This is a genomic window from Bradyrhizobium sp. UFLA05-125 (genome assembly GCF_059803515.1).
The window spans coordinates 19,902-45,902 of record NZ_JBANBJ010000039.1 but is presented as its reverse complement, the minus strand read 5'-3'; the positions used below and the strand labels follow the sequence as shown (position 1 = coordinate 45,902).

Genomic DNA, 26,001 nt, shown 5'->3' with positions numbered 1-26,001 from the left:
CGGACTGGCTGTATGAAATGTTTACCTTGGCACAAAGCGACACCGTGCGCCGCTTGACTAAAAAGAAGGCACTCAGTCATCCCCACCCCGCGCTTGGCTTGCCGGCGCGTAAGTTACGGGTTGCACTCCAGAGCCGACCTTCGGATCGCGAGACTCTCCTCCCAGGGACATCGTCGTAACGGCCTAGTTCTGCGCCCGCAGGTCGGCAATATCCCGCGCCGTCAGCGACGAGCCCTTGGCTCCAAAGCGGGCGGTGACGTAGTTGACGACCGCGGCGATCTCATCGTCGGAGAACGCATGACCGAAAGACGGCATCGACAGCGCACTATTCGGTGTCAGGCGTCTCGTGCCGCTGATAACGATCTGCGCCGCGTTCATAGCGCTCGGATCGTTGACGGCGGCGCTTCCGGTCAGCGTCGCAAACTTCGAGACCGCGCTCTCGCCGCTCCAGCCGTGGCAACTCACACAGGCGCCCTCGAAGATCTTCTTGCCGAGCAGGCTCGCGGTCACGCCGTCCTTGTGAGAGACGGGGGCGGGCACCGACTTTGAGGAAACGTCAGATGACGTCGCGGGTGGAACGCTCCGCAGGAACGTGACCATCGCCTCGATATCGGCCTTCGTCATCTTGCTGAAGGAGTGATCGACAGCTTCGCCCATCGGTCCCGATGCGGTGCCGTGGCCTGACACATGTCCGAGCGAAAGATAGGAGGCGATGTCATCATCGGTCCAACTGCCGAGGCCGCTGGTCTTGTCGGAAGAGATATCCGAGGCATGCCAGCCTGCCACCGGAGCGCCTGCAAATTTCTTCCGGTTGTCGAGCGCAAAGCCGATGTTGCGCGGCGTGTGGCATTCGCCGCAATGCGCCAGCGCTTCGGCCAGGTAGGCTCCGCGATTCCATTTGAGGCTCTGCGAAGTATCAGGCCGGAAGCGCGCATCGGGATTGAACACCAACGACCAGAACGTCATGGCCCAGCGCTGGTTGAACGGAAACAGCAACGTGTTTGCCGGCGGCACGGCGCGCACCGGCGCCAGGCTGAAGAGGTAGGCCTTGATCGCGAGTGCATCGGCATCAGTGACAAACGTGTAGGAAGTGTAGGGCATCGCCGGATAAAGTCGCGCGCCATCGCGGCGAACGCCACGATGCATTGCGTCCAGGAACTCCTGGTCGGTGTACTTGCCGATACCCGTCTCCGGATCCGGCGTGATGTTGGTCGAGTACATGGTTCCGAACGGAAGCTTGAACGCAAAGCCACCCGCAAATTTCTTGCCGCCTGGCGCCGTATGGCAGACCACGCAGTCCGCCGCCTCCGTGAGATATTTGCCGCGCTCGAGGAGGCTGGCCTGCCTCATATCGGCAGGCACCCCCGTCGGATCGCCGTCCTTGTAGTCCGCCACGGCGACATTCTTGCCGCCGGTGAACGCCAACGGACCAGGCCCGCGTACGTACCAAACCGCGCCCAGCGCAACGACGGCGCCGGCGATGGCGGCCCCGATCACGGATCTCACAACCACCGCTCTTACAACCACGACTTCTTCTCCGCGATCAACTGCCGGTCGATCGGAAGCCGGCGCAATGCAATGCCCGTCGCCGCATAGATGGCGTTACGCAACGCAGGCGGGCCTCCGACCACGCTGGCCTCACCGATCCCGCCCGGCGCCTCCCCGCTTTTCACGAGGTGGACATCGATCTTCGGAGCCTGGTCGATGCGCAGCATGCGATAGTCATGGAAATTCGACTGCTGGACGCGGCCCTTCTCCAACGTGATTTCGCCATACAATGCAGCGGTCAGACCGAAGATCATGCCACCCTCGACCTGCGCGATGACGGTGTCGGGATTGATAGCGAGGCCGCAATCCACAGCGAGCGTCACCCGGCGAATGTAGACGTCACCGCCCGTGTCGACTTCCGCCTCGACGACGGTGGCAATCGAACTATTGAAGGTCGGTTGCACACTAACGCCGCGGCCGACGCGCGGCGGCAACGACTGGCCCCAGTTCGATTTCTCCGCTACGAGGTCCAGCACGTGTCGGATGCGAGGCGTCTTTCCGAGCATGTCGCGTCGAAACGCAATCGGATCCTTGTTCACCTTGCGCGCCAGCTCGTCCATGAAGCATTCGATTGCGAACACATTGTTGTTGGGACCAACACCGCGCCAAAATCCGGTCGGCACAGCCGGCGGCTCGACGCGGATATACTCCACCTGAAAATTCGGAATGTCGTAGGGTGTATCGACGGCACTGTCGACGGCATCGATATCGATGCCCTTCTTGAAGGCGGGCGGCAACCAACGCGCGATCACCGATGATCCAGCGACGCGGTACTTGAAGGCGATCACCTTGTCGCCAGACAGCCTCGCTGAGATACTATCGCGATAGACCGGGCGGTAGAGGTCGTGTTGAATGTCTTCCTCGCGCGTCCAGACGATCTTTACAGGTCCATCGACTTTGCTGGCGATGCGCACAGCCGCGTCGATCATGTCGACTTCGAGCCTGCGCCCGAAACCTCCGCCAAGCAGGTGCTGATGGATCGTGACCTTGTCTTCCGGGAGCCCGGCCGCTTTCGCGGCGACCGACTGCGCGCGCGCAATGATCTGCGTTCCCACCCAGACGTCACACGAATTCGGCGTAACGTAGACGGTGCAGTTCAGTGGCTCCATCGTCGCGTGCGCGAGGAACGGCATTTCGTAAGACGCATCGTACGTCTCTCCGAAATTGAGAACCTTGGCGACATCTCCGACGGATTTTGCGACGACGCCTGCACCTTCGCTCGCCGCGCGAAGATGATCCCAGATGTCCCTGGAGCTGAGGTTGGCGTTCTTGCCTTCGTTCCAGGTGATCTCAAGTGCTTCGAGCCCGCACTTCGCGGCCCACATATGATCGCCGACAACGGCGACCAGGTTGTCCAACGCGATGATCTGCCGCACACCGGAGATTTTCCTTGCGGCGTCGTCGTCAACCTTCGCGACCGTGCCGCCAAAGACCGGGCACTGGGCCAGCGTCGCAAATTTCAGGCCGGCCATCATTGTGTCGATGCCGTAGATCACTTTGCCGTTGACCTTGTCCGGCGTATCGAGCCGCTTCAATGGCTTACCGACCAGGACAAAGTCCTTGGGATCCTTCAGCGCAACGTCCCGCGGCGGTGACACCTTCCCGGCGGCCTCCACAAGCTCGCCATAGCGAAGCTTGCGGCCGCTTTCATTGTGAACCACCGCGCCTTGGATCGTGCTGCAGCTCTCAGGCGTGACCTGCCACTGCTCGGCGGCGGTCTGAATGAGGATCGCCCGCGTGGTGGCACCTGCCTTCCGCAACGGGGTCCAGAAAGCGCGCACCGAAGTCGATCCGCCGGTGGCCTGAACGCCCAGCAACGCATTGGCATAGAGCTTCTCGTCCGGCGGTGCGTGCTCGAGTGCAACCTGAGTCAGGTCTGCATCGAGTTCTTCGGCGAGGATGGTGGCAACGCCCGTGTAAATGCCTTGTCCCATTTCCACCTGCGGCATCACCAGCGTGACGAGACCGGCTCCGTCGATCCGGATGTAAGCGTTCGGCGCAAACGTCCTAGCGGCTGAATCCTTCACGGGCCCGGCGGCATCGACCGGAAGATGGAAGGCGAACACAAAGCCCGTTGCCAATGCGCCGCCGAGCACGCGACGACGCGAGATATCCGGCAATTCCGCGACGGTCATAATGTCACCTACGCCTTCTGAGCGGCCGCTGCCTGCTTGATGGCGGCCCTGATGCGCACATAGGTACCGCAGCGGCAGATGTTCCCCGCCATGGCTGCGTCGATATCGGAGTCGTCGGGATCCGGTGTCGACGCAAGCAGCGCTGCCGCCGACATGATCTGACCGGACTGGCAATAGCCACACTGCACGACCTCGAGATCGAGCCATGCCTTCTGCACTCTGGCCCCTACCGGGGTCGCTGCGATGCCTTCGATGGTGGTTATCGTGCGGCTTTGGAGATTGCCGACAGGGAGCACACAAGAGCGCACCGGCTTGCCATCGACATGCACGGTGCAGGCACCGCACTGCGCCATGCCGCAGCCGAATTTCGTACCGGTGAAACCGAGAATATCGCGCAACACCCATAGCAAGGGCATTTCGGGAGGCGCTTCGACGGACCTTTCCTGACCGTTGATATTCAGCGTCGTGGCCATATGAACTCCTGCTATCTGCTCGGGCAGCTCAGCGCGATCGGGACGCGCCGTTCGACTGTCGGACGGCGTTATGAGACGACGTCCAGAGGATGCGACGTGACAGCCGTTCGGGTCGCGAGCTCATTGATCCTGGATGCATAGTTCTGAAAGTGCGGCGTTGCCCGATGGGCCTCAACCGAATTGATATCCTTGTAGAGCTCGTCGATGATGAACGTAGTCTCGTCGTCCTGATCTTGCCAAAGATCCCATCGAAGGTTGCCCGGCTCGGACCGGCTGTGGCTCGCCAAGCCGCGCAACAGGGCGACCAGTTCACCGGTCTTGCCGGGTCGAGCCTTCAGCAGCGCCGTAGTTTTCATCTGAGTTGCCACTGATTTCTCCTTGTGGGTCGGCTCAATCATCGTGCGTCGTCCACCCGCCGTCCCGTCGATCAAGCGGAAGCGGCTGCGCCAGGCTGACGTTGAGCGATTGCCTTATCGAGCGCCTTGACCAGCGCCTCACCGACCGAATGATCAGAGCGCGGATTCTGGCCAGTGATGAGTTCACGATCGATGATCACGTGCGGCTCGAAATCGACCTTCGTCGTCACCACGTCGCCTCCCGCTGCACTGAGCGCCTGGGGCATGGTGAAGTACATCTTCCCGTGCAGGATTTCCTTTTCAACCCACGTCTCTTCCGAAGCGGAGAAGATCGTCATCCGATAGCCAGCATACGGCCAGCCCTCGGCCAACTCCTTCGCGTTCGATTCATTACCGGCCATCAAGGCCGCGCGAAATTCGCGCGCACGCGGCATCGCCGACACGAGCGCAATCGGACCATGGCAGAGCAAGGCCGTTGGCTTTGCACGATCGTGGAAGTGACGAAGCACCGCACCCATTTGCGGATCTTGCATCAGATCGACGACCGGTGCCTGGCCGCCCGGCACGAAGACGCCGGCGTAGCCGTCCAATCCCTTTTCGATCACAGCACCCAGGGACTGAATCTGGTTCATCGCGGGATCATTGGTCCAGAAGGCTCTGGCGCGGGTATAGGCGGCCGCGTCGCCGCCAAAGTGGGCGGCCGAATCCGAGGCCTTGTCCATATGGGGCTTGGTGCCGTCTGGCGTGGCGAGTTGAACGTCGTAGGCGGCTCCGATCAGCGCCATGATCGGAACGACGGTCTCGTTCAGATAATTTCCAGTTGGCCCCCATTTGCCACCCTGGACTTCGATCTGGGTCGCATTGGATCCAACGACAAGCACTTTTGCCTTGCTCATAGTATCAGCCTTCCGTTCGCTTCTGGATGGGTCGCATCAGTTCCACGTCGAGATATTGGATCTGCCGACAGCCAATGCCCTGTTGCGGATGAGCTCGGCCACGCAGGCACCATTGTCGCCGTCACAGATAATCGGAAGCGGACACAGACGCCCGTAAAGAGATGTAAAACGTCGGGCAGCGGGAGTGTCCCGCAAGCACTGAGCTTCAAGTTTCTCCCATTGCTTTCGCGGGTGCGATTTTCTTCAATTTACAAATCGCTATTCGTCAGCCGGAAATACGCGACATAAACTCGTGGAAGTGGCGCTCTTGCCGGCTGTAGATGGATGCACTCAACTCCGCGCGACATCGGCAACGCCAACTTCATCGTCACCGGAGGTTCAAATGAGAATCAGGGAAGCACTATTGGCAGGGCCGCTCGGGTTCGGCACAGCACCGCTCGGCAACATGTATCGGGATATTCCCGAGGATGAGGCGCTCGCGACAGTCGACGCAGCCTGGGACGCGGGCACGCGCTTTTTCGACACCGCTCCATTCTACGGAGCCGGACTCGCAGAGATCCGGCTCGGCAAGGCGCTCTCAAGGCGACCTCGCAGCGACTACGTTCTCAGTTCAAAGGTCGGCCGGCTGATCCTCGACGAAGTCGAAGATCCCAGCGGCAGGGACCACGGCGAGAAGGGCGAAATCTTCAAGCACGGCCGCCCCAACAAGATCGTTCCCGATTATTCGGCCGACGGCACCATTAAATCGATCGAGGACAGCCTCAAGCGCATGAAGGTCGACCATATCGATTTCGTGTGGGTGCACGATATCGCCCAGGATTTCTATGGCGATCGCTGGCTCGCGATGTTTGAAACCGCTCGAACGGGGGCTTTCCGAGCCCTGTCGAAACTACGCGACCAGCGCGTGATCAAAGGCTGGGGCCTCGGCGTTAACAAGGTCGAGCCTGTGGAGCTCCTGCTCGGGCTCGCCGAGGTGGACCCGGACGCCACCTTGCTCGCTGGCCGGTATACGTTGCTCGATCATGAGCTGGCGCTCCAGCGGCTGATGCCGGCTGCACAGCGCAAGAAAGTCGATATCGTGATCGGCGGCCCCTATAGCTCCGGCGTGCTCGCAGGCGGGCGTCACTTCGAATACGGGGCGGTGCCTCCGGCGATTGCCGCCAAGGTCGAGAAGATCTCAGCACTTTGCACGGAATACCGCATACCCATCAAGGCAGCGGCACTGCACTTCTCTCTGGCGCACCCGGCTTCAGCCGCTGTCATTCCCGGGGCGAGCAAGCCCGCGCGCATCCTCGAAGATCACGCGGCGCTCAAGACCAGAATTCCTGCCGAGTTTTGGCAGGCGCTGCGAAAGAAAGGGCTCGTGGCCGAAGAGGCGCCTCTGCCGATCGATAAATAGGCCGTCGATCCATGCCAGCGCTCCACACCAGATAAATTCTGCACCCGCGAGATTTTACGAGCCGTTACGCCGATTTCATTGAGCCTGGTGTCGTGTGGTTCTACTCTTGTGACGGGTTCAGAAATGCCTGACGACTTTAGCTTTCAGAAAGTCTGGCCAATCAGAGCACGTCTTTCCAAAGCCAAATGCCATACGGATGGCAGCGCGCCATGCGTAGGTCGGGGCGCAATCCGCCCAAGCCCCTCTCCCCAGGGCGCCCCGATCGTCCTTTTTCATCACATTCCATCGCGGCTCGCCGCATCAACGTCAGGAGACGACAATGATTCCAGCTCGCATACCAACACCCGATTCCGCATCAGCCTTGGCGCTGCCGAACACCACCACGGCCGCCGACGCGCTCAACACGATCCTGGCGGATATGCTCGCCATCTATTTCAAGACCAAGAATTTTCATTGGCACATGGCCGGGCCACATTTTCGCGACTACCATTTGTTGCTGGACGATCAGGCGACGGAAATCTTCTCGGTTGTCGACGACATCGCCGAGCGACTTCGCAAGACTGGCAATACAACCCTGCGATCGATCGGAGACATCGCTCGCCGGCAGACAATCAAGGATAATGATGCCGAATTCGTGCCGGCCGACGACATGCTCGCCGAACTCCGCGAGGACAATTTCGCGCTGGTTCGCGCGCTCCGGGAAGCGAAAGTGCTGGTTGATGAAGCCAAGGACAACGCCACTTCGGGGCTGCTCGACGGCTGGACCGATCAGGCGGAGCGGCGGGCCTGGTTCCTGTTCGAAGTCACACGGTCTGCCTGATGTCCGCGGCATCCAGCCGAAGCAATATACGCGAACGCCGCTTGTCTCATCCGGCGGCGTCCGCGTGTTGAGAAAACGGTTGCAACGAAGCGGTCACAAGTCAACGGCGATTGCGCCTCGCCCATCGCCGTTGACGTCACGGCGTTCCGCTACTCCGCCGCCTTGATGATCAGCTCGGAGACTTCCTTCGGGAACGCCAGCATCGCGACGTGGCTCGATGGCACCTCGATCGCCGTAGCCTTGGCCGCCTTCACCTGGTCCTTCTCCATTTGCGGCGGAATGATCGCATCCTTGGTCGCAACGACCATGAAGGTCGGCTTCTCTCGCCACGCGGCCTGGCTGATCGGAGCAGACAGGGTCCTGATGTGGAAAGGTCCCTGCGTCGCAGCTACGACCGCCTGCTCCTTGGGTGGAAGGTCTGCCGCGAAATATTTCTTGATACCTTCCTCGCTGATCGTGAGATAGCCGTCCGGGTCCTTGACGAAGGTTTTCAGGCTCTCCGGATCTGGATATTTCGAAGTGGCGCTTTTCACCGACTCGCCTTTATCCGGCGCGTAGGCCGCCACATACACGAGCGATTTGACCTTGTCGTCGTTCCCTGCTTCGGTGATGACGGCACCAGCCCATGAATGGCCAACGAGGACGACAGGACCTTCCGCGTTCCGGATCGCCCGCTTGGTCGCCGCGACGTCGTTGTCCAGCGAGTCGAGCGGATTCTGGACTGCAACGACCTTGAGTCCGGCCTTCTCGAGGTACGGAATGACTTTCTCCCAACTCGATCCGTCAGCGAATGCGCCATGGACAAGAACTGCGGTCTTTGCTTTCGGTTCGGCAGCCAAAACTGGCTGGGCGATCGCTACCATCGCGGTCAGGAGGCTCAAGCCCATAACGCTTTTGCACGATTTCATTGCTACGTTCCTTCGTTTGGTGGGGACTTCGGTATTGCCGTCTTCACAATCGACACGAGACACTCTGCGACACTCGCCCACGATCGAATCGCGACCGCATCGCCGCCGCGCAGATGTCAGAGCGCGAGTGGCTTTGGCACGAGTAGATCGGCCGTCGGGAGCATCACTTGGGATTCGCCTTGCTTTGAAACGACGGCCGCGACAGAGACCCTTGTCGTGATCTGCTCCGTCGAGCCGCAGTTCGTGCAGCCAGTAGAGGCGTCCGGCCGGAATAAAGCCAGTTTAAAGATGTAAAAGCGCTTTCCGCGCCAAGTAGCCGCGCGCGCGAGCTCTAACCTTTGCTTGCGCTGGGATGACCGTCCCTGGCATCGATGATCAGTTTTGGCACGATCAGGCCCAAGCTCAATGCCAGCGTGATTATCGCAGCGCTGGCGCCGTCGACCAGTATTGCCCCCACGAGATCCTGCGTCACTTGGGCTTGAGCGGTGATTTGCAGCAACCCGGCCGCCATTCTGAATAGATAGACTCCAGGAATCATCGACACCACGGCGGCGAATCCGATCGCCGCAAAGGGAAGGTTGGCGCGCCGGGCGACGGGCGTGAGCGTCACGCCGACGACGAGAGCCGCAACCAGAGCCCCGGTGGCAGCGCCAGCGCCGAGTTGCGTGATTGCGACCCATCGCGACGCGTGGGCGATCATGCCGACACATACCGGCCATGGCAGCATGCGAAGCGGCGCTGAGAAAAAGATGCAGTAGGCAGCGACGCAGACGCCAGCTGCGACGACATCTTCCCACAATGACACGATCCGGCCGGAAGGGTCCGTCGGCAATGACACACCGAGACAGGCGAGCCCGAGCACCAAGCCGAGCGAGATCGCGGCGACGACCAGCAGAGCATAGAGCAGGCGGGCAGCGCCGAGCGACAGCCGGCCGCGAACCAGATCGATCATGCCGTTGAGGAAATGTGGACCCGGCACCAGCACCATGCAGGGACAGACCGCGACGAGGCGCAGCGACGAGCTCAGCTGATAGCGCACCGCCAGCCCGCCGATGAGGCCGGCGAGCAGCGCGGCGCCAAACGGCTGCAGGAAGAGATTCTCACTGAACCGGGCAAGGCCCCGTCGCAACAAGGCGCCGGCGCTGCCGCCGAGGAAAATCAGGCAAGCGGCGATGACATGCTCGACGCCGAAGATAACCGCCAGCGCCACGCTGCCTATTCCGGCGGCGAGCATGAAGAGCCAGGTCGCGGACGGACGCAATCGGGCGATCGCGTCGATGGTCTTTGCAGCGTGCTCGGGGGCGAGACGGCCGGCCTCAACGTCTGCGATGGCCCGGATGGTCGAGGCCACACGATCCATTTCGATCCCGGTCGGGCTCGCCTCGGCCTGGTACAGGAACGTGCGTGGCCCCTCGTCGGCCAAGAGACTCAGCTCGCCCCACCGCGGTACCAGGTCGGCGCTCAATCCGAGCGCTCGCCCGAGCCGTGCAGTGGCGGCAATCGTCTGTTCTGTGGACTGACCACAAACGTACAGCACCTTTGCAAAGGCGAGCACCAGACGCGCGCGTCGCTCGCCGGTCAAAGGCGCGTGCTCGGGGCCATCTGCGATCAGCATCACTTCTGCCCGCGCAAGGCCAGCCTCAACTGGCCGAAACTGGTCATGCCCCGGCCCGCCTGACCGTCGTATAGGACGCGTCGTCGGGTGCAATGCCGGCGCGGGCCACGGCATAAGACGCAGCGCATTTCGCCAGCATGCCGACGCCGATTCCAGCGACTGTATCAAGCAGACGCAGTGGCGGTTGCGCCAGCGCATGCGCCGGGTCGATGGCGGCGACCACCAGCACGACTGTCGTCGTGATCCCGGTGGTCACAATATCCTCGTGCCGTCCCAGCACCAGCATCACGACCGTCCCCACGCCGATCACGAGACCGATGCCGGCAGCATTGACCGGAAGAAGGGCGATATAGACGAAGCACAGAACGAAGCTCACGAAAGTCGCGGTCAACCGCGATATCCCTGCCAAGAGGCTCCCTTCCCGAGTCTCCCGGAAAACAAACAGCGTTGCGACGGCAGCCCACATGCCTCCGAGGAGGGTATCGCTGCGATCGATGAAGCCGCCGAGCAACTCGGTCGTCAAGAGGTAGGAGGCGGCGCAGGCGACCGCCATGACGATCGCATAGATCAATTCCCAAGCCGTGAGCTTCTTCATGACCACCAGTCCCTCAGTTTCACGCAGCGCCAGCTTTTGCTGGAGCGGCCGCGACATAGGGCTTGACCATCTTGGCGGGATCGACGACGCGATCGAACTCTGCCTCGTCGACGAAGCCGAGCTTCAGTGCGGCCTGCTTCAGCGTAAGATCGTTGTCCATCGCGAAATGGGCGATCCTGGACGCTTTGTCGTAACCGATGACGGGCGACAGCGCGGTCACCAGCATCAGCGAACGCTCGACGAACTCGTTGATCCTCTTCAAGTTCGGCTTCGTGCCCTTAATCAGGAACTTGCGGAAGTTGGTGCAGCCATCGGTCATGATCGTGATCGAGTGCGTGATGTTGTGGATCATCAGCGGTTTGTAGACGTTCATCTCGAGGTAACCGCCGCCCCCGCCAAAGCCGACAGCGACGTCATTGCCCATCACCTGGACTGCGATCATCGCAAGCGCCTCGCATTGCGTCGGGTTGACCTTGCCGGGCATGATCGACGAGCCCGGCTCATTCTCGGGAATGCTGAGCTCGGCGAAACCGGCGCGAGGACCACATGACATCAGGCGGATGTCATTCGCGATCTTGTAGAGCGATACCGCAAGTGTCCGCAGCGTTCCGGAAAGCTGCACCAGCGCATCATGCGCGCCCTGAACCGTGAATTTGTTCGGGGCGGTGACGAAGGGCAGCCCGGTCAGCCCAGCGATCTCTGCTGCAGCCGCCTCGGCAAAGTCGGGGGCCGAGTTGATGCCGGTGCCGACGGCGGTGCCGCCGAGCGCGAGACGATAGACGCCCTTCAGCGCATCTTCGAACCGATCGAGATCATCCGACAGCATGCCGACATAGCCCGACCATTCCTGACCCAGCGTCAGCGGCGTCGCGTCTTGCATATGGGTGCGGCCGATCTTGACGATGTCGTCCCATTCCCCGGCCTTGGCCGCGATGGCATCCCGCAGCTCGCCCACCGCCGGAAGCAGCCGCTGCTTCACGTTCACCGCCGCTGCGATACACATGGCCGACGGGAACGTATCGTTCGAGGACTGCGCCATGTTGACGTGGTCGTTGGGATGCACCGGCGCATGGCTTCCGAGCGGCGTGCCGGCGAGCTGGCAGCAACGATTGGAAATCACCTCGTTGACGTTCATGTTGAACTGCGTGCCACTCCCGGTCATCCAGACGTGCAGCGGAAACATGTCGTGATGCTGGCCATTGAGGATTTCGTCGCAGGTCCGAACGATCAACTCGTAGCGCTGGCCGTCGAGCCGCTTGCTGGCGTGGTTGGCGACGGCGGCGGCCTTTTTGAGGGTCGCATAGGAGATGATCATCTCGCGCGGGATCAGATCGTGGCCGATGCTGAAATGCTCGAGCGAGCGTTGGGTCTGTGCGCCCCACAGCTTGTTGGAGGCAACGTTGACTTTGCCGAGGCTGTCGGTTTCGATGCGGAAGTCTGTCATGGCATCCTCTTTGGTATGGTATCGGCGGCGGCAACATTGCGCGGGGGCGATAGTCCCCGGGCGAACAGCAACTTTCTCAGCTCTCGATCTGCGCCATCACGGCGCGCGCTATGGGCGTCGTACCTTCGGTCAATTCCAGAATGCGACGTCGCAAAGCCGGCGTGTGAACCAATTCTGCGATCGTCGCCGCGACGTCATCACGGCGAATGTCGGTATGGAACTCCGCTGGCCCAAGACTGACGGTGCCAACACCTGTTTCGTTATTTAGAGAGGACGGACGCAAGATGACCCAATCGAGCTCCGTCCGGGACAGCTCCACATCAGCTCGCTTTTTCGCGGCGATATAATGTTCGAAGCTTTCGCCCCATCCGTCCTGGCGTCCGGCTTCGGGAAACACCGAGACGAGGATGAAGCGCTTGACGCCGGCATCTCGGGCTGCGGCGATTGATTTGGTTACGCCGTCGCCATCAATGGCGTCGATCATCGCATCACTGTCAGATTCGCCGGCGCCCGCTGTAAAGACGATGACATCACTTCCCGCGAAGTGGGTTGCGAGTTTCGTCTCATCGATCCAGACGAGATCGCCATGTGTGCCCGCGATACCGATCGCGCGGAGCCGTTCGCCTTGCTCAGCCCGGCGATAGAGACCATCGACCTCGTCGCCACGCTCCTTGAGCAGACGTGCAAGCCTGAACCCGGTCTCTCCGGAAATACCAACAATGAAGATCTTCACGTTCGTCCTCGCTAGGGCGGCACGCTTCTTCGTAAGGCCTTCGGCCGGACCGCGTCGGCTCCGGTGCTCCTACAGCTTCTCGACGAAGACCGTCTTGATGTTGCAGAACTCCAGAATGCCGAACTCAGACACTTCCCTGCCGTAACCACTGTTCTTGACCCCGCCGAACGGCAGTCTGGGGTCGGACCGAACGTTCTGGTTGACAAAAGCTGCCCCGGCATCCAACTCCTCGGCCGCGATGCGCTCGCCCCGCGCAGTATCAGCCGTAATCACCGCCGATCCCAAGCCGAACTCGCTCGCATTCACGATACGTATCGCGTCCTCCTCGTCTTTGGCGGATATGATCGCCGCAACTGGCCCAAACAGCTCCTCGTCATGCGCCGCCTGGCCCGGCAAAACGTTCGACAGGATCGTTGCCGGAAACCATGCACCGGCGCGTTTCGGTGCCTCGCCGCCCAGCAGAAGCCGAGCACCATTCTTGATGCTCTGACTGACCTGGCTTGCGATCTGATCCCGCGAATGCACGCTTTCCATCGGCCCAAGAAGCGTCCTGGGATCGTTGGGGTCTCCCATCTCGAACCGCTTCATCTCCTCGACCAGCGCGTTCTCGAACGCCTGCCTGACGCTCTCGACCACAACAAAGCGCTTGGCAGCGATGCAGCTCTGGCCGCCGTTCACCATGCGCCCACGCGCACAGATCCTGGCGGCGGCGACCGGATCCGCATCCTCGAGCACGATATAGCCGTCCGAGCCACCGAGCTCGTAAACGCCCTTCTTCATGACTGCGCCGGCAATCGCGGCGACCGACTTCCCGGCGGCAACGCTGCCGGTCAACGTGACCGCGGCGATGTGCGGGTCTTCGATCAGGGGCCGCAAATCCTTCGACGACAGAAGCACGGTTCGAAAGAGGTCGACGGGAAACCCCGCCAGTCTGAAGATTTCCTCCAGCGCCAACGCACATCCCGGCACGTTGGACGCATGCTTCAAGACGCCACCGTTGCCGGCCATCAGATGCGGCGCAGCGAACCGGATGACTTGCCAGAACGGAAAATTCCACGGCATGACCGCCAGGATGACGCCGAGGGGATTGAAAGTCGCAAATGCCTTGGGCGGCGCGCCGGGGCCCGAATAGCCGGCGCTCATATCGAGATGTCTTGGCTTGAGAAAACCTTCCGACGCCTCGGCAAAATAGTCACAACACGAGGCACATTTCTCGAGCTCGGCAAGGCCGTCGGTGACCGGCTTGCCCATCTCTACCGTCATGAGCCTGGCATACCGCGGACTATTGTCGCGAATGACCTTGGCAGCGTTCCTCATCAAAGGAGCGCGAGCCTTGAACCCTACCCGGCGCCACGCGACTTGCGCACGATGAACATTGGCGGCAATCGACAACGCGTCGTCGACGGTATGCCCCGGATAGGCTGTCCCCTTCTCACCCGTCGCTGGATTGACCGTCTGAAAGAGATTGGGTGTGGTCACTCCGAATGCTCTTGCTTCCGCCATCTCTCGCGCTCCTGCTCTTGAGTGAGCTTTCTCGACCTTCCAACATTGCCAGCGCCTTGTCGGCGAGCAAGTAAAGAGAGGTAAAAGTGACACCTTGCGGTGCAGTTCTCAGTGAAGGCCGCCAAGAGTTCCGCTGCTGGGCATCGAGATCAGCGTGATAGCGCCGCGGTCTCCAAAGCCGCAATCGAACGTGCCTCCAACGCTTTGCACCAGGGATTGCATGAGCTTGAGACCCTGTCCCGCCGGCCGTTTGCCGCGGTTACAACCATTGTCACGGACACAGCATGTCACCATTGGCCCGTCCTTCGACAACTCGATCCGGATAACGCCGCCGACCGGGCCAAATGCGTGACGGCACGAATTGGTAATGAGTTCGGAGACGGCAAGCCCAAGCTTCCAGCAGCTTTCGGCCGCTAGAAATTGCGGCTCGGACTCGACGAGCAGCAGCTTTATGTTGCGATCCCTGAGCCGCGCGGCACTCACCGCACCGCAGAGCCGCTGCAGGTACGCACAGACCTCGACCGGCTTCCGACCAGCGGGAAACGTCAGTGCCCGATGGACATCCGACAACTGCATCAGGAGCGTTGCCACGTCGGTCAAGGCTGCCCTGACTGCCGTGCTCTGCGATTTGTAGGCGCGCAACGAAATTGTATTGATGACGCCCGCGTATTCGTTCTTGATACGGTGGGACATCTCCTTCAGCAGGACATGGTCTTCGACATCCGAAACCGCAGTATCCTTGCTCAGTTCAGCAAACTCGAACACGTCTCTCATTTTGTTCGCTCCTGGCCTAATCACTCCATCTGTCAACCTTTCTCTGCGAGATGGATCCTAGCCATTCGGCGTCGCCTGCATTGATCAGCACCGCCGAGACTTTCCCGTTTGTGCTGTAAAATCGAAGTCAAATCCGGCGAGAGCCTCCTTCCTCTTTTTACAACCTTTAACTTTCGCTTGGCGCGGCCGTCGCACATGGTTCCAACGCCAATTTCCTACTGGGTGAACCATGGATGGCTCTTGTACTCTGTCCGACGGCGCACAGGCGATGCCGGCGCATGTTGCCTGCAAAATGAACGGCGATACGCCCGTCGAGTTCTGTTGTCGTGCCTCGACACATACGATGATAGAACTGCTTCGGAACGCAGATGCTGTCGTCGTCTCCGATCAGGCTCGCGCAAGGCAGCTCATCGATTGCGTGATGGACATTTTGCGCGCCACGCTCGACGAGCGCGCGGATGCTCCGTCCACCGGAGCGGGTCGGCTGGCCCCCTGGCAAGAGCGCCGTCTGAAAGCGCACATCGAAGCCAATCTGAGCATCTCGCTGACGACGGTCGAACTTGCAGGCGTGGTCAATCTCAGCCCGAGCTACTTTTCCCGGGCGTTCAAGAAGAGCTTCGGCCAGCCGCCTCACTCCTACTTGACGATGAGGCGAACCATACGCGCGCAAGAGCTGATGCTCACGACCAACGAGCCGCTGAGTCAAATTGCGGTTGCCTGCGGCCTGGTCGATCAGTCCGCCCTGTGCCGCCTGTTTCGGCGCACGGTGGGGCGCAATCCACACGCGTGGCGGCGGGCATTCAAGGGAGCCGCGTCCGACGGCGTTCTCCAATCGCCGCTGCTTCACTCCCGGCCAAAGGATAGCTAGTTCGCGAGGATCTCGGGCGGGTCGAACGACCGACCAGTGAGGGTCAATGCCAGTCGACTCAAAAGACATGTTGATGCGCGAGGCCACAGCCGGGCCGCTTCGCGATCATCGGGCGATTTCGGCGCTACGGTCCTACCTGCGATTCCTGCTGCCCTCCCTCGTTCTATTGGTCGTTGTTGCGTTTATCATCGTCGCGGCGAACCGCTGGAATACCTGGACGGGCCAGGCCGCCATACAATCGACTGACGACGCCTATGTGAGTGCGGATGTCACCCGGCTAAGCACCCGCATTTCCGGTCAGGTCTCATCCGTCGCTGTGGACGATTTCCAGTCGGTCAAGGCGGGCGACTTGCTCATTCAGATTGATCCCGCCGACTACCAGGCTCAGGTTGATCTGGCGAATGCCACCCTGGCGGCCGCGCGGGCGGCTATCGACATTCTGGGCGATCAGATTGAGCGCCAATATGCGGTCATCGCGCAGGCTGAAGCGACGCTTCGATCGACGGAAGCCATTGAGGTCGAAACCCGAGAGGAGCAGGAACGACAGCAGGCTCTGTCACAGACTGACGCAGGCACGCAACAGCGCCTCGAGCAGGCGACGGCCGCCTACCGCAAGGCTCAGGCCGACACGCGCGCCAGTCGCGCGGCTGTCGCCGAGCAACATCACCAGCTCGAAGTGCTACAGGGGACGAAAAAGCAGCGTGCCGCGGACGTCGACGGAGCCAGAGCGACCTTGGCTGCCGCGAGCCTGAAATTGGGTTACACACGCATTCTTGCGCCGTTTGATGGCGTGGTCAGCGAGCGTCAAGTTCAGCCCGGAGATTATGTCACTGTTGGACGGAACTTCATCAATATCGTGCCGCTCCCGAACGTCTACGTGATCGCGAACTACAAGGAAACGCAGCTTACACGCATCCGCCCTGGCCAGCCCGTCGATATCGCAGTTGACAGCTTTCCGGACCGGCCGCTGCGCGGACATGTCGAACGGATCTCGCCGGCGTCCGGCTCTCAGTTCGCGCTGCTCCCGCCGGACAACGCGACCGGCAATTTCACCAAGGTCGTCCAGCGAATCCCCGTGCGGATCGCCTTCGACAAGGAGCAGCCGCTGCTCTCTCAGCTGTTGCCGGGCATGTCCGTCGTCACCCGTATTCATGTCGGTGGCGGCGGATGATCAGTAGCGACGATGATCGGCGCGGGCCTGTTTCGTTCGGGGGTATCACTCCGCAACCGCTGTTCGCGGTTGCCGCCGTCGTTCTTGGCTCCATCTTCACCAATTACGACACGCGATTGATCGGCTACGGGCTCCCTGATCTGCGCGGCGCGTTCTCGCTCGGCTTCGACGAGGGAGCCTGGCTCTACACGGCTTCTGTCGGATCGCAAATATTCGTCGCTCCGGCGGTGGTCTGGCTCGTCACGACCTTTGGATTGCGACGCATCCTGGCAGTCCCCAGCCTGCTGTTTGCCGTCGTCTGCTATGCCATCCCGTTTGCCAGGAATTACGAAGCACTGATGGTGTTGAGCATCATCTACGGGATGCTGCTGGGGACCTTTGTGCCGGCGACGTTCATGATCATCTTCCGGCACTTGCCGCAGAAGTGGTGGCTCTGGGCGATCGCCCTCTACTCCGTGCGCGTCGGCCTGACGCAGGATGTCGGCCAGGCAGCCGCCGGGCTCTTTGCCGCCGACCTCGGCTGGCAATGGTTTTACTGGCAGGGCGTGGTGATTGCGCCCGTGATGGCGTTGCTGGTCTATTTGGGCACGCCTCCATGCCAGACCAACCGCGACCTTTTGCGTAAGGCCGACTGGGCCGGCATGTTGTTGTTCGGCGCTTCACTATCGATGTTCTATGCAGGGCTTGATCAGGGCAACCGGCTTGATTGGCTCGGGTCCGGAATCGTGGTCGGTCTGCTTGCCGGCGGCAGCGCCCTCTTCATTGCCTTCCTCGTCAACGAAATCTACGCCAGAGACCCCTGGGCCAACATCAACGTGCTGTTCAAGCGCAACATCGGACTAGGCCTCGCAACTGCCCTCTTCTACACCCTGACCAGCCTGTCCAATTCTGTTCTCGTGCCCGGCTTTCTCGGTACCGTCACGTTGCTGCGTCCCGAGCAGTATGGATACCTGGCGCTTGTTTATGGCGCCTTGCCGATATTGATACTAACGCCGCTTTCGATCGCCATCCTTCGACACTTCGATGCCCGTTGGGTTGCCGCCTTCGGACTATCGACTTTCGCGGCCGCCGGCCTTCTTGGCATGCAATTGACCCACGACTGGGCGCCAGCGGACTTTCGTGTGATCGTCCTCCTGCTATCGGTCGGCCAGGTCTTCACCTTGACGCCGACTATTCTTACTCTGGTCGCAAACTCGGATTCGTCGCGCGCAACGGCATTCTCGGCATACATCCAGGTCATCCGCGTGGTCGGTGCGGAGGTTGGCGTGGCCCTGATGACCACATGGCTGCGTGTCCGCGAGCAGATTCATTCGAATTATCTCGGGCTTCATGTTGCAGACGGCAATTCCGAGGTGGAACATCAGTTGGTCGCACTCGCCAATCATCTCTCGGGCCGCGGCGCGGACGCAGCATCAGCACGAGCGATCCATGTTTTTTCGGGAACGGTCGCGCGCGAAGCCAATGTCTTGGCATTCATCGACGGCTTCTCCCTGTGCTTTTGGCTGGCGATCGCCGGCCTGTTCTGCCTGTGTTGGATCACACGGGCGCCACCAGGGCCGTTTACGCCCGCTCCGTTTGGCTTTGTCAAAGCGCTGCTGCGCCGATGTGGCGTAACTCTGGCGACGCACGTCTGAGAGCAACAAGCTCTATTGCCGCGATCAGCGCAACATGCGGCTCGACGCAGACAAATAGAGGCACGCTTTCACAATATTTGTCGGACCCGATGCTGCACACTGACGGAGTGCGGACAACCCCTTCCAACTCCTGGGAGTTGCCACGTGTCCGCGGATGGAGTGTGCCGATGGATCCCGTGATACTTTCACGCCTGCAGTTCGCGTTCACGATTGGCTACCACATCCTGTGGCCCGCATTTTCGATCGGGATCGCGTGGTTCATCGTCACCTTGAACGCCTTGTGGCTCCGGACCGGAAAGCCCGCATACCATCAGCTCGCGACCTTCTGGACGAAGGTCTTTGCTCTCGCGTTCGGGATGGGCGTCGTGACCGGAGTGGTCATCTCGTACGAAATTGGATTGAACTGGTCCCGTTATGCGCGGGTCACGGCTGATGTCATCAGCCCCCTCTTGACGCTAGAAGTCTTGACGGCCTTTTTCCTGGAAGCTGGCTTTATCGGGATCATGCTGTTTGGCGAGAAACGCGTCGGCAAATGGCTCCATTTCGGGGCGTCCGTGATCGTGGCGACGGGCACGGTCATCTCGGCATTCTGGATCATCGCGGCGAACTCCTGGATGCAAACGCCGGTGGATTTCACGATGACTGGCGATGGCCGGTTCGTCACCACGGATTTCTGGGGCGTGGTTTTCAATCCTTCGATGCCGTACCGGCTTGCACATATGCTCCTGGCCAGTTTCATCACCGGGATCTTCGTCGTTGTCGGCGTGTCCGGGTTCTGGCTCTTGCGCGGCCGGGAGAAGGAACAGGCGCCCGCCCGCGCGGCGTTCTCGCTCTGCTTATGGCTGGCGGCGATTTTGGTACCGCTGCAAATTTTTGTTGGCGACCAACACGGGCTCAATACCCGCAGATTCCAACCGATGAAACTCGCGGCCATCGAAGCGCGATGGGAGACGGCGAGAGCGGTGCCGCTGACGGCCATTGCCTGGCCCGACGAGAAGGCCGAGCGCAACGATTACGCCGTCGAAATCCCCTGGCTTGGAAGTCTCATTCTCACGCATTCGCTCAACGGCGAAGTCAAGGGCCTGAAAGAAGTTCCCGCGAGCGAGCGTCCGCCCGTCATTCCCGTCTTCTTTGCCTTCCGGATCATGGTCGGCTGCGGAATGGCACTGCTCGGCCTTGCGCTGTTGTCTCTCTATCTTCGCTGGCGTCGGAGGCTGTTCGACACGCGTTGGTATCTCTACCTGTGTCTGGCCGGCACACCGCTTGGATTCATCGCGACGCTCGCGGGCTGGACGGTGACGGAGGTGGGACGGCAACCCTACGTCGTCTACGGGCAATTGCGAACCGCCGATGCCGTCTCCCCGATTGCCGGCGGAGCTGTTTTCGGATCGCTCGCAGTCGCGCTGGTTCTCTATAACCTCCTGCTGCTCGGATTCTTCTACTATGGCGGCCGACTTGTTTGGCGCGGTTTCGAGATCGAGACGCCGACGATTCCCGTTGGCCGCCCACTGGGCGCCATCCACGCAGCAATCGCAGCAAGGGAAGCAATCAGATGAGCATCTTGAGCAATCTCGATCTGCCGGTGGTGTTCGCCGTATCCGCGGCCTTCGTCATAGCGCTCTATGTCATCCTGGATGGTTTCGACCTCGGAGTCGGGATCCTCCTGCCGTTCGCATCGCGCCCGGACGATCGCGATATCATGATCCGAACGTTGGCGCCCAACTGGGATGGCAACGAGACCTGGCTCGTGCTTGGCGCGATGGTGCTATGGACCGCCTTTCCCGGAGCCTTCGCTATTCTCATCCCGGCGTATTACCTGCCCCTCGCCTTGATGCTGTTTGGGCTCGTTTTGCGAGGCGTTTCGTTCGGATTCCGATCCCAGGGCGGTCCGCTGAGGATTCTATGGACGACGGCCTTCACTGGCGGATCTGCGGTCGCAGCCTTTTGCCAGGGCGCAATCCTGGGATCATTCGTCGGCGGGACAATTCGAGTCGCCGATGGCCACTTTGCCGGCGGTCCGTTTGACTGGATCACGCCGTTTTCCATCGCAACCGGCGTCGGACTCGCAGCGGGTTATGGACTGCTCGGCGCATGCTGGCTGATCTGGAAGACCGAGGGAGCGACGCAAATCTCCAGCCGCAGGCTCGCCCTCGTAACGCTTTTTCTCACGGGCGCCGCAATCGCATTGATCAGCCTCTGGACTCCGTTGAGCGTCCCTGCGATCGCCAATCGCTGGTTCACGCTTCCCCACTTGTTGTCGCTCTCGCCGCTTCCCCTCCTCGCCGCAGCCGCCTGGGTTGGCGCCCTGCGGTCATTGTCCGGACCGCGTGACTGGGTGCCATTTCTCTGTGCGATTCTGCTGTTCCTCGCCTCGTTGGGCGGGCTCGGCGCCAGTGTCTGGCCGTACGCCATTCCAGGGGTCATGAACATTTGGGAAGCGGCATCCGAGCAGCGAACCCAGGTGATCTCGTTCTTCGCAATCGCTGGAATCGTCCCGATCATCCTGGCTTACGTTGGTTTCAGCTATTGGACGTTTCGGGGAAAGGTTGGCGCTTCATAAACGAAGAAAGACGACAGCGGGCCCGTCCGCAGCGACGGGGGCCGACATTCCTTACTCGAGACAACGGCACCGCGGAGGAAGATCGCAATGACGCATAGGCCTGCCATCTTTGAACCCATTCGGGTCGGCTCGCTCGAATTGTCGAACCGGATCGTTATCGCGCCGATGTGCCAATATTCGGCAGAGAATGGCTGCATGAACGACTGGCACCTGATCCACTTGGGACACCTTTCGCTATCCGGAGCGGCTCTGCTCACGATCGAGGCCACAGCGGTGCTCCCGGAAGGTCGCATCACATGGGCTGATGTCGGCCTCTATGACGATAAAACAGAAATTGCCATGAGCTCTACGGTTGATCGCATTCGACGCTGGTCGGGCATTCCCATCGGCATTCAATTAAACCACGCAGGCCGCAAAGCGTCCACCGCCGTGCCCTGGGTCGGAGGAGCCCAGATCGCACCAAGCGCGCCAAACGGCTGGCAGACGGATGCACCTTCAGCGATACCCTATGCCGAAGGCCAGATCTCGCCGCGGATGCTCGATCGCGATGGACTCCGAGACATACGCGATGCTTTCGTGGCGTCGGCGAAACGCGCCCGGCGGATCGGTGTCGATCTGATTCAGCTTCACTGCGCCCACGGCTATCTTTTGCATCAATTCCTGTCACCGCTCTCCAATCAGCGAGACGATCGGTATGGCGGATCATTGGAAAACCGCATGCGGTTTCCGCTTGAAGTATTCGAGGCCATGCGCCAGGCAATTCCGGACAGGCCTGTCACTGCACGGATATCCGGCACCGACTGGGTCGATGGAGGTTGGGACATCGAACAAACCTGCGTCTTTGCTGCGAGGCTTGAAGCTGCCGGCTGCGACGCAGTCCATATTTCCAGCGGTGGTCTTCATCCTGCTCAGCAAATTCCCGTCGGACCGAGCTATCAGGTGCCATTAGCTCGAGCTGTCAAAACGGCCGTTCGAATTCCCGTCGTTGCCGTCGGACTGATCACCGGCTTTGACCAGGCCGAGGCGATCGTAGCCACCCGGGAAGCCGATCTGGTCGCGCTGGCACGGACGATCCTTTATGATCCTCGATGGCCTTGGCATGCTGCGGCCGAACTGGGCGCGCAGGTTCAGGCACCAAATCAGTACCTTCGGTCGCAGCCTCGACGATTCAAAGATCTCTTGACAGCGAGTAGCCCCAAGAGGTCCGGGCCGTCTTCCGTTGTTGACCGTAGTTTACAAGGTTCTACATCGTAGTTGGCGCGCTGCTGGTTAAGCGGCGCCTCGGGATCCATGTGCGCCACTTGGCGCTCCCAATTCTGTGAACGAGCTCGGCGTCTGGCTCAACTTTGGCGTAGGATACGGCCGGATGGCTCCCCGCGAACCGTCGCGAGTCTTCTCAAGCACAAGCCGCCAATTCGCGGCATGGAGGCGCCTAATGCCGCGTTCCTGTTCTCACCAGGGCCTCGTTAGGACCGTTACACCGAGTGCGCGCGGCTGCGAGGAATGCTTGAAGACCGGGAGTTGGTGGGTACACCTGCGACTCTGCCGTTCATGTGGGTACGTCGGTTGTTGCGATCAATCGCCAGGCAAGCATGCCACCAGGCATTTTCAAACAAGCGGACACCCGATCATCGAGGGCTACGATCCGCCAGATGGTTGGGGCTGGTGCTATGTCGACGATGTCTTCATCGAGCTTGACCACCCCACGCAACAGCTCGGTCCGATACCACGGTTCGTAGAAGATTGAGCTCGCGCTACCGCACGTCTTACTGCCCGCCGACCGAATGCTGCACCGAACATGCCATGCTCACCGCGTAAGCTCTCGTGGTCTCAAACAAGCGAAACATCGGCGCTTCACTTGCCATTTCGACCGCCAGAAATGACTTGTCCAGAAGACTGTAGAATGCTTCCGATGGCCGCTTGCACGCGCCGTCCAAGCAGCTCGCGATGGCGCGCTCGGCCGTGAACGAGCCGCGGAGAGCGGCGAGGTGCACCAGCATACGCTGCTCTTCGTCTGAGAGAAGGCTATAGCTCCAATCGAAAGCGGCAGCCAGCGTGCGGTGCCTGGGCAATGCGGTCCGGCGGCCTCGTGTGAGGATCGTAAAGCAATCGTCGAGGCGCACGGCAATCTCGCGGAGCCCAAGCTCCGCCACTCGAGCGGCCGCAAACTCCAGCGCGAGCGGTATTCCGTCGAGCCTCCGGCATATCTCCGCAATCGTTGGCAGGTCTCGCCGTCGAGGTTCGAAGCGAGTTGACGACTGAACACGATCGACGAACAGGGTAACCGCCGAGAATTTCGCGAGATCTTTCTCCTCGATCTGATGTCCCTCTTCAGGAAACGTGAGTGATGGCAGCCGATGAGTCCATTCACCCTTTGCCCGCAAGGATTCTCGGCTGGTCACGAGCAATTTCAGATTGCAGCAACGACCTAACATGATCTCAGCAAGCGTCGCGACACACTCCACGATATGCTCGCAAGTATCGAGTATCAGGAGAGCTTCATGGACTCTAAGATGCTCGCACAACGCCTCGATCGCATTGTGGACCGGCGCAAGATGCAAGGCCTCGGAAATGACCCGAGCCGCTCCCGCGCCGTCTGCGACATGCGAAAGATCGACGAACCTGATCAAGCCCCGGAACTTTTTCGCATAACGTTCCGCGCTTGCGATCGCGACGGTCGTCTTTCCGATACCGCCGGGGCCGGTGACGGTTACAAGGCGATGTTTGTCCAGACCGTCCCCGATGATTTGGATTGCATCATCTCGACCTACGGTGGGGTTTGGCAGGATTGGCAATGCGGGATTTACCTGAAGCCTAGAGCCGCCCGGATCGATCCAATTCGGACTGTAGCGCACAGATAGAACGAAGCAATATCCTCGATTCGGCACCGTATCGATGGCCTGGTTCGCCCCTTCGCATTGCGACAGGACCTTTCTGAGGATGGCGACCTGCACGCGAACATTTGCTTCCTCGACTGTCACATTCGACCACACCTGACGCATCAGCTCTTCGAAGCTCACGACATTCCCAGCCCGAGATACCAGCAAGGACAGTAGATCGAGTGCCCGTCCGCCAATCGCGACGCGCTCGGCCCCGCGCAATAACGTCCGCCGCTTAGGAAACAATCGAAAGTCCGCGAATTCGTAGCACTCCTCCGACATCGACTCAGTCACGATTGAGACGCCGCGATCAACCGCCGAAGAATTGATGCGGATCACCGACCCGGTTGCTGCGTACGCCGAAATCGTGCACCTTTCCCGGCGGTCGCCGTCCGCACTCGGTCGGATTGCGGCGGGCACCTTGATACGCGTGTTCATTGAGGTTTCTCCTTGCCTTTTGCGAGCAGAGCGTCGGAACACGTGGTCGTAGCAACGAGTATGATAGCCATCTTGTCGCAGGCCAACCTCGCAAGAGTCTCTGCGACCCACACCTTGGTATGTACTTTTGTCGGTGACGCCGTACCTTTGTTTAGTGCGATCGAATGCAGCTTGTGGTATTGAAGTCAATCCGCTGCCGAGTGGCACGTGCATGACCCAAGCGCCTGAAGGCACGCCTACCGTACACGTCATCGATGACGACGATTCCGTGCGCTTGATGCTCGACAGCCTGCTGCGGTCGGTCAGACTGAACGTCCGCAGTTACGGATCTACGCAGGAATTTCTGAAGGCGAGCCGCTTGGATGGCCCCGGCTGCATCGTCCTCGACATTCGCCTTCCAGGAATCAACGGATTGGACTTTCAAGAGCAGCTCCAGGACATAGGGGTAAGGCTACCTGTGGTGCTGATGACAGGACACGGGGACATTCCAATGAGTGTGCGAGGAATGAAAGCCGGCGCGGTCGACTTCCTTCCTAAGCCATTTCGAGATCAAGACATGATCGATGCGGTCACCACGGCAATCAACCGGGATCGAGCGCGGCGCGCCAACGATGACTGGACTGTCGCGACGGCCGATCGGTTCGCCACGCTTTCCTCGCGCGAGCGCGAAGTGATGATGTTGGTAACCTCTGGCAAATTGAACAAGCAAGTCGCAGGAGAACTCGGCCTAAGTGAGATAACAGTTAAAATGCACCGCGGCGCCGTGATGCGTAAGATGGAAGCCCATTCGATTGCTGATCTGGTTCGTATGGCAGATGCACTCAGGAGCAAATCGCGCTGAGAGAACGTTGAAAGCTTCACCCACGCAGGCAACGAAAGATGATTTCCATTATTGATGATGACGTCGCCGTGCGGGAGATGCTGGTCTCGCTAACGAGATCACTTGGATACGACGCCCTTGGCTTTGCCTCCGCTGAGGATTTTCTTGCAGCCTCCGACTTTGAACAATTTACTTGTGCCATTACAGATATTCATATGCCAGGAATGAGCGGCTTCGAGCTTCAGCAAGAACTTCAACAGCGTAATGGCTCATTGCCGGTCATCATGATAACGGCCCGCACCGAACCTGATCTCGAAAGAAGAGCGATTTCCAGTGGTGCGATAGGTTTACTCCGCAAGCCCTTGGATGTCGAAATGCTGGTTGGCTGCATCAAGAAGGCATTGCGGATTTGACGTCCTCGCCCCCTCCTCT

24 protein-coding genes are annotated in these 26,001 nt (G+C 60.4%); 11 read left to right on the top strand and 13 right to left on the bottom strand.

Going from position 1 to position 26,001, the window contains the following annotated elements:
• Positions 1–183: 183 nt before the first annotated feature.
• The 5 genes from SO156_RS28080 to SO156_RS28060 all read right to left on the bottom strand — a co-directional run bounded on the left by SO156_RS28080 (position 184) and on the right by SO156_RS28060 (position 5,297).
• Complete coding sequence (locus tag SO156_RS28080) at positions 184–1,506, bottom strand: c-type cytochrome (RefSeq protein WP_498537024.1); 1,323 nt, start codon at positions 1,504–1,506, stop codon at positions 184–186.
• 11 nt (positions 1,507–1,517) lie between these two features.
• A complete protein-coding gene (locus tag SO156_RS28075; RefSeq protein WP_498537023.1) occupies positions 1,518–3,683 on the bottom strand; it encodes a xanthine dehydrogenase family protein molybdopterin-binding subunit in 2,166 nt (721 codons plus the stop codon).
• 8 nt (positions 3,684–3,691) lie between these two features.
• The gene (locus SO156_RS28070) at positions 3,692–4,156 is read right to left on the bottom strand and encodes a (2Fe-2S)-binding protein (RefSeq protein WP_458149961.1); all 465 of its coding nucleotides are present in this window, start codon (positions 4,154–4,156) and stop codon (positions 3,692–3,694) included.
• 68 nt (positions 4,157–4,224) lie between these two features.
• Positions 4,225–4,554 (bottom strand): putative quinol monooxygenase, encoded by a 330-nt coding sequence (locus SO156_RS28065; RefSeq protein ID WP_458149962.1) that lies wholly within the window; start codon positions 4,552–4,554, stop codon positions 4,225–4,227.
• Between the two features lie 29 nt (positions 4,555–4,583).
• The gene (locus SO156_RS28060) at positions 4,584–5,297 is read right to left on the bottom strand and encodes a DJ-1/PfpI family protein (protein WP_458149963.1); all 714 of its coding nucleotides are present in this window, start codon (positions 5,295–5,297) and stop codon (positions 4,584–4,586) included.
• Positions 5,298–5,790: 493 nt separating this feature from the next.
• On the opposite strand from SO156_RS28060, the gene SO156_RS28055 reads away from it, so the two are divergent.
• Both SO156_RS28055 and SO156_RS28050 read left to right on the top strand, forming a co-directional pair.
• Positions 5,791–6,807: an aldo/keto reductase gene (locus SO156_RS28055; RefSeq protein ID WP_498537022.1), complete on the top strand. Its 1,017-nt coding sequence runs from the start codon at positions 5,791–5,793 to the stop codon at positions 6,805–6,807.
• A 319-nt stretch (positions 6,808–7,126) separates the two neighbouring features.
• Complete coding sequence (locus tag SO156_RS28050) at positions 7,127–7,627, top strand: Dps family protein (protein WP_498537021.1); 501 nt, start codon at positions 7,127–7,129, stop codon at positions 7,625–7,627.
• A gap of 149 nt (positions 7,628–7,776) precedes the next feature.
• Here SO156_RS28050 and SO156_RS28045 read toward each other — a convergent pair whose 3' ends face one another.
• From SO156_RS28045 to SO156_RS28015, 7 genes are all read right to left on the bottom strand, one after another.
• Positions 7,777–8,535: an alpha/beta fold hydrolase gene (locus SO156_RS28045; RefSeq protein WP_458149966.1), complete on the bottom strand. Its 759-nt coding sequence runs from the start codon at positions 8,533–8,535 to the stop codon at positions 7,777–7,779.
• Between the two features lie 331 nt (positions 8,536–8,866).
• On the bottom strand, positions 8,867–10,150 hold the full coding sequence (locus SO156_RS28040; protein WP_498537020.1) for a threonine/serine exporter family protein: 1,284 nt from the start codon (positions 10,148–10,150) through the stop codon (positions 8,867–8,869).
• Positions 10,151–10,193: 43 nt separating this feature from the next.
• The gene (locus SO156_RS28035; RefSeq protein WP_498537019.1) at positions 10,194–10,802 is read right to left on the bottom strand and encodes an FUSC family protein; all 609 of its coding nucleotides are present in this window, start codon (positions 10,800–10,802) and stop codon (positions 10,194–10,196) included.
• The gene (gene fumC, locus SO156_RS28030) at positions 10,765–12,189 is read right to left on the bottom strand and encodes a class II fumarate hydratase (RefSeq protein ID WP_498537018.1); all 1,425 of its coding nucleotides are present in this window, start codon (positions 12,187–12,189) and stop codon (positions 10,765–10,767) included. Before fumC ends, SO156_RS28035 begins: the two co-directional genes overlap by 38 nt.
• Positions 12,190–12,265: 76 nt before the next feature.
• Positions 12,266–12,922 carry an NAD(P)H-binding protein gene (locus SO156_RS28025; RefSeq protein WP_458149970.1) on the bottom strand — a complete coding sequence of 219 codons (657 nt, stop codon included), beginning with the start codon at positions 12,920–12,922 and terminating at the stop codon, positions 12,266–12,268.
• Positions 12,923–12,991: 69 nt separating this feature from the next.
• Positions 12,992–14,425 (bottom strand): NAD-dependent succinate-semialdehyde dehydrogenase, encoded by a 1,434-nt coding sequence (locus SO156_RS28020; protein WP_498537017.1) that lies wholly within the window; start codon positions 14,423–14,425, stop codon positions 12,992–12,994.
• Positions 14,426–14,533: 108 nt separating this feature from the next.
• Positions 14,534–15,199 (bottom strand): sensor histidine kinase, encoded by a 666-nt coding sequence (locus SO156_RS28015; RefSeq protein WP_498537016.1) that lies wholly within the window; start codon positions 15,197–15,199, stop codon positions 14,534–14,536.
• Positions 15,200–15,467: 268 nt separating this feature from the next.
• Here SO156_RS28015 and SO156_RS28010 point away from each other — a divergent pair, with 268 nt between their 5' ends.
• The 7 genes from SO156_RS28010 to SO156_RS27980 all read left to right on the top strand — a co-directional run bounded on the left by SO156_RS28010 (position 15,468) and on the right by SO156_RS27980 (position 23,179).
• Positions 15,468–16,067, top strand: a complete 600-nt coding sequence (locus SO156_RS28010; protein ID WP_498537015.1) for a helix-turn-helix domain-containing protein — start codon at positions 15,468–15,470, stop codon at positions 16,065–16,067.
• A 73-nt stretch (positions 16,068–16,140) separates the two neighbouring features.
• Complete coding sequence (locus SO156_RS28005; protein ID WP_498537014.1) at positions 16,141–17,238, top strand: HlyD family secretion protein; 1,098 nt, start codon at positions 16,141–16,143, stop codon at positions 17,236–17,238.
• Positions 17,235–18,872, top strand: a complete 1,638-nt coding sequence (locus SO156_RS28000) for an MFS transporter (protein WP_498537013.1) — start codon at positions 17,235–17,237, stop codon at positions 18,870–18,872. The genes SO156_RS28005 and SO156_RS28000 overlap by 4 nt, the downstream gene beginning before the upstream one ends.
• A 167-nt stretch (positions 18,873–19,039) precedes the next feature.
• On the top strand, positions 19,040–20,428 hold the full coding sequence (locus tag SO156_RS27995) for a cytochrome ubiquinol oxidase subunit I (protein WP_458149983.1): 1,389 nt from the start codon (positions 19,040–19,042) through the stop codon (positions 20,426–20,428).
• Entirely contained in the window at positions 20,425–21,432 is a 1,008-nt protein-coding gene (locus SO156_RS27990; protein ID WP_458149976.1) for a cytochrome d ubiquinol oxidase subunit II, read from the top strand. Before SO156_RS27995 ends, SO156_RS27990 begins: the two co-directional genes overlap by 4 nt.
• 87 nt (positions 21,433–21,519) lie before the next feature.
• The gene (locus SO156_RS27985; RefSeq protein WP_498537012.1) at positions 21,520–22,686 is read left to right on the top strand and encodes an NADH:flavin oxidoreductase/NADH oxidase; all 1,167 of its coding nucleotides are present in this window, start codon (positions 21,520–21,522) and stop codon (positions 22,684–22,686) included.
• 181 nt (positions 22,687–22,867) lie between these two features.
• Complete coding sequence (locus tag SO156_RS27980; protein ID WP_498537011.1) at positions 22,868–23,179, top strand: UBP-type zinc finger domain-containing protein; 312 nt, start codon at positions 22,868–22,870, stop codon at positions 23,177–23,179.
• A 19-nt stretch (positions 23,180–23,198) separates the two neighbouring features.
• On the opposite strand, the gene SO156_RS27975 is transcribed toward SO156_RS27980, so the two are convergent.
• The gene (locus SO156_RS27975; RefSeq protein WP_498537010.1) at positions 23,199–24,749 is read right to left on the bottom strand and encodes an ATP-binding protein; all 1,551 of its coding nucleotides are present in this window, start codon (positions 24,747–24,749) and stop codon (positions 23,199–23,201) included.
• 211 nt (positions 24,750–24,960) lie between these two features.
• On the opposite strand from SO156_RS27975, the gene SO156_RS27970 reads away from it, so the two are divergent.
• Together SO156_RS27970 and SO156_RS27965 are read left to right on the top strand one after the other, a co-directional pair.
• Positions 24,961–25,590, top strand: a complete 630-nt coding sequence (locus SO156_RS27970; protein WP_458149980.1) for a response regulator transcription factor — start codon at positions 24,961–24,963, stop codon at positions 25,588–25,590.
• Between the two features lie 38 nt (positions 25,591–25,628).
• On the top strand, positions 25,629–25,982 hold the full coding sequence (locus SO156_RS27965; protein WP_498537009.1) for a response regulator transcription factor: 354 nt from the start codon (positions 25,629–25,631) through the stop codon (positions 25,980–25,982).
• Positions 25,983–26,001: the final 19 nt, after the last annotated feature.

Excerpts from the sequence above, each read along its gene's own strand:
- SO156_RS27995 (WP_458149983.1), top strand. The coding sequence starts at position 19,040 with ATGGATCCCGTGATACTTTCACGCCTGCAGTTCGCGTTCACGATTGGC.
- fumC (WP_498537018.1), bottom strand. The coding sequence starts at position 12,189 with ATGACAGACTTCCGCATCGAAACCGACAGCCTCGGCAAAGTCAACGTT.
- SO156_RS28000 (WP_498537013.1), top strand. The coding sequence starts at position 17,235 with ATGATCAGTAGCGACGATGATCGGCGCGGGCCTGTTTCGTTCGGGGGT.
- SO156_RS27970 (WP_458149980.1), top strand. The coding sequence starts at position 24,961 with ATGACCCAAGCGCCTGAAGGCACGCCTACCGTACACGTCATCGATGAC.
- SO156_RS27965 (WP_498537009.1), top strand. The coding sequence starts at position 25,629 with ATGATTTCCATTATTGATGATGACGTCGCCGTGCGGGAGATGCTGGTC.
- SO156_RS27985 (WP_498537012.1), top strand. The coding sequence starts at position 21,520 with ATGACGCATAGGCCTGCCATCTTTGAACCCATTCGGGTCGGCTCGCTC.
- SO156_RS28015 (WP_498537016.1), bottom strand. The coding sequence starts at position 15,199 with ATGAGAGACGTGTTCGAGTTTGCTGAACTGAGCAAGGATACTGCGGTT.
- SO156_RS27975 (WP_498537010.1), bottom strand. The coding sequence starts at position 24,749 with ATGAACACGCGTATCAAGGTGCCCGCCGCAATCCGACCGAGTGCGGAC.
- SO156_RS27980 (WP_498537011.1), top strand. The coding sequence starts at position 22,868 with ATGCCGCGTTCCTGTTCTCACCAGGGCCTCGTTAGGACCGTTACACCG.
- SO156_RS28005 (WP_498537014.1), top strand. The coding sequence starts at position 16,141 with ATGCGCGAGGCCACAGCCGGGCCGCTTCGCGATCATCGGGCGATTTCG.
- SO156_RS28035 (WP_498537019.1), bottom strand. The coding sequence starts at position 10,802 with ATGTCGCGGCCGCTCCAGCAAAAGCTGGCGCTGCGTGAAACTGAGGGA.
- SO156_RS28010 (WP_498537015.1), top strand. The coding sequence starts at position 15,468 with ATGCCGGCGCATGTTGCCTGCAAAATGAACGGCGATACGCCCGTCGAG.
- SO156_RS28060 (WP_458149963.1), bottom strand. The coding sequence starts at position 5,297 with ATGGCGCTGATCGGAGCCGCCTACGACGTTCAACTCGCCACGCCAGAC.
- SO156_RS28055 (WP_498537022.1), top strand. The coding sequence starts at position 5,791 with ATGAGAATCAGGGAAGCACTATTGGCAGGGCCGCTCGGGTTCGGCACA.
- SO156_RS27990 (WP_458149976.1), top strand. The coding sequence starts at position 20,425 with ATGAGCATCTTGAGCAATCTCGATCTGCCGGTGGTGTTCGCCGTATCC.
- SO156_RS28050 (WP_498537021.1), top strand. The coding sequence starts at position 7,127 with ATGATTCCAGCTCGCATACCAACACCCGATTCCGCATCAGCCTTGGCG.
- SO156_RS28040 (WP_498537020.1), bottom strand. The coding sequence starts at position 10,150 with ATGCTGATCGCAGATGGCCCCGAGCACGCGCCTTTGACCGGCGAGCGA.
- SO156_RS28045 (WP_458149966.1), bottom strand. The coding sequence starts at position 8,535 with ATGAAATCGTGCAAAAGCGTTATGGGCTTGAGCCTCCTGACCGCGATG.
- SO156_RS28070 (WP_458149961.1), bottom strand. The coding sequence starts at position 4,156 with ATGGCCACGACGCTGAATATCAACGGTCAGGAAAGGTCCGTCGAAGCG.
- SO156_RS28020 (WP_498537017.1), bottom strand. The coding sequence starts at position 14,425 with ATGGCGGAAGCAAGAGCATTCGGAGTGACCACACCCAATCTCTTTCAG.
- SO156_RS28075 (WP_498537023.1), bottom strand. The coding sequence starts at position 3,683 with ATGACCGTCGCGGAATTGCCGGATATCTCGCGTCGTCGCGTGCTCGGC.
- SO156_RS28065 (WP_458149962.1), bottom strand. The coding sequence starts at position 4,554 with ATGATTGAGCCGACCCACAAGGAGAAATCAGTGGCAACTCAGATGAAA.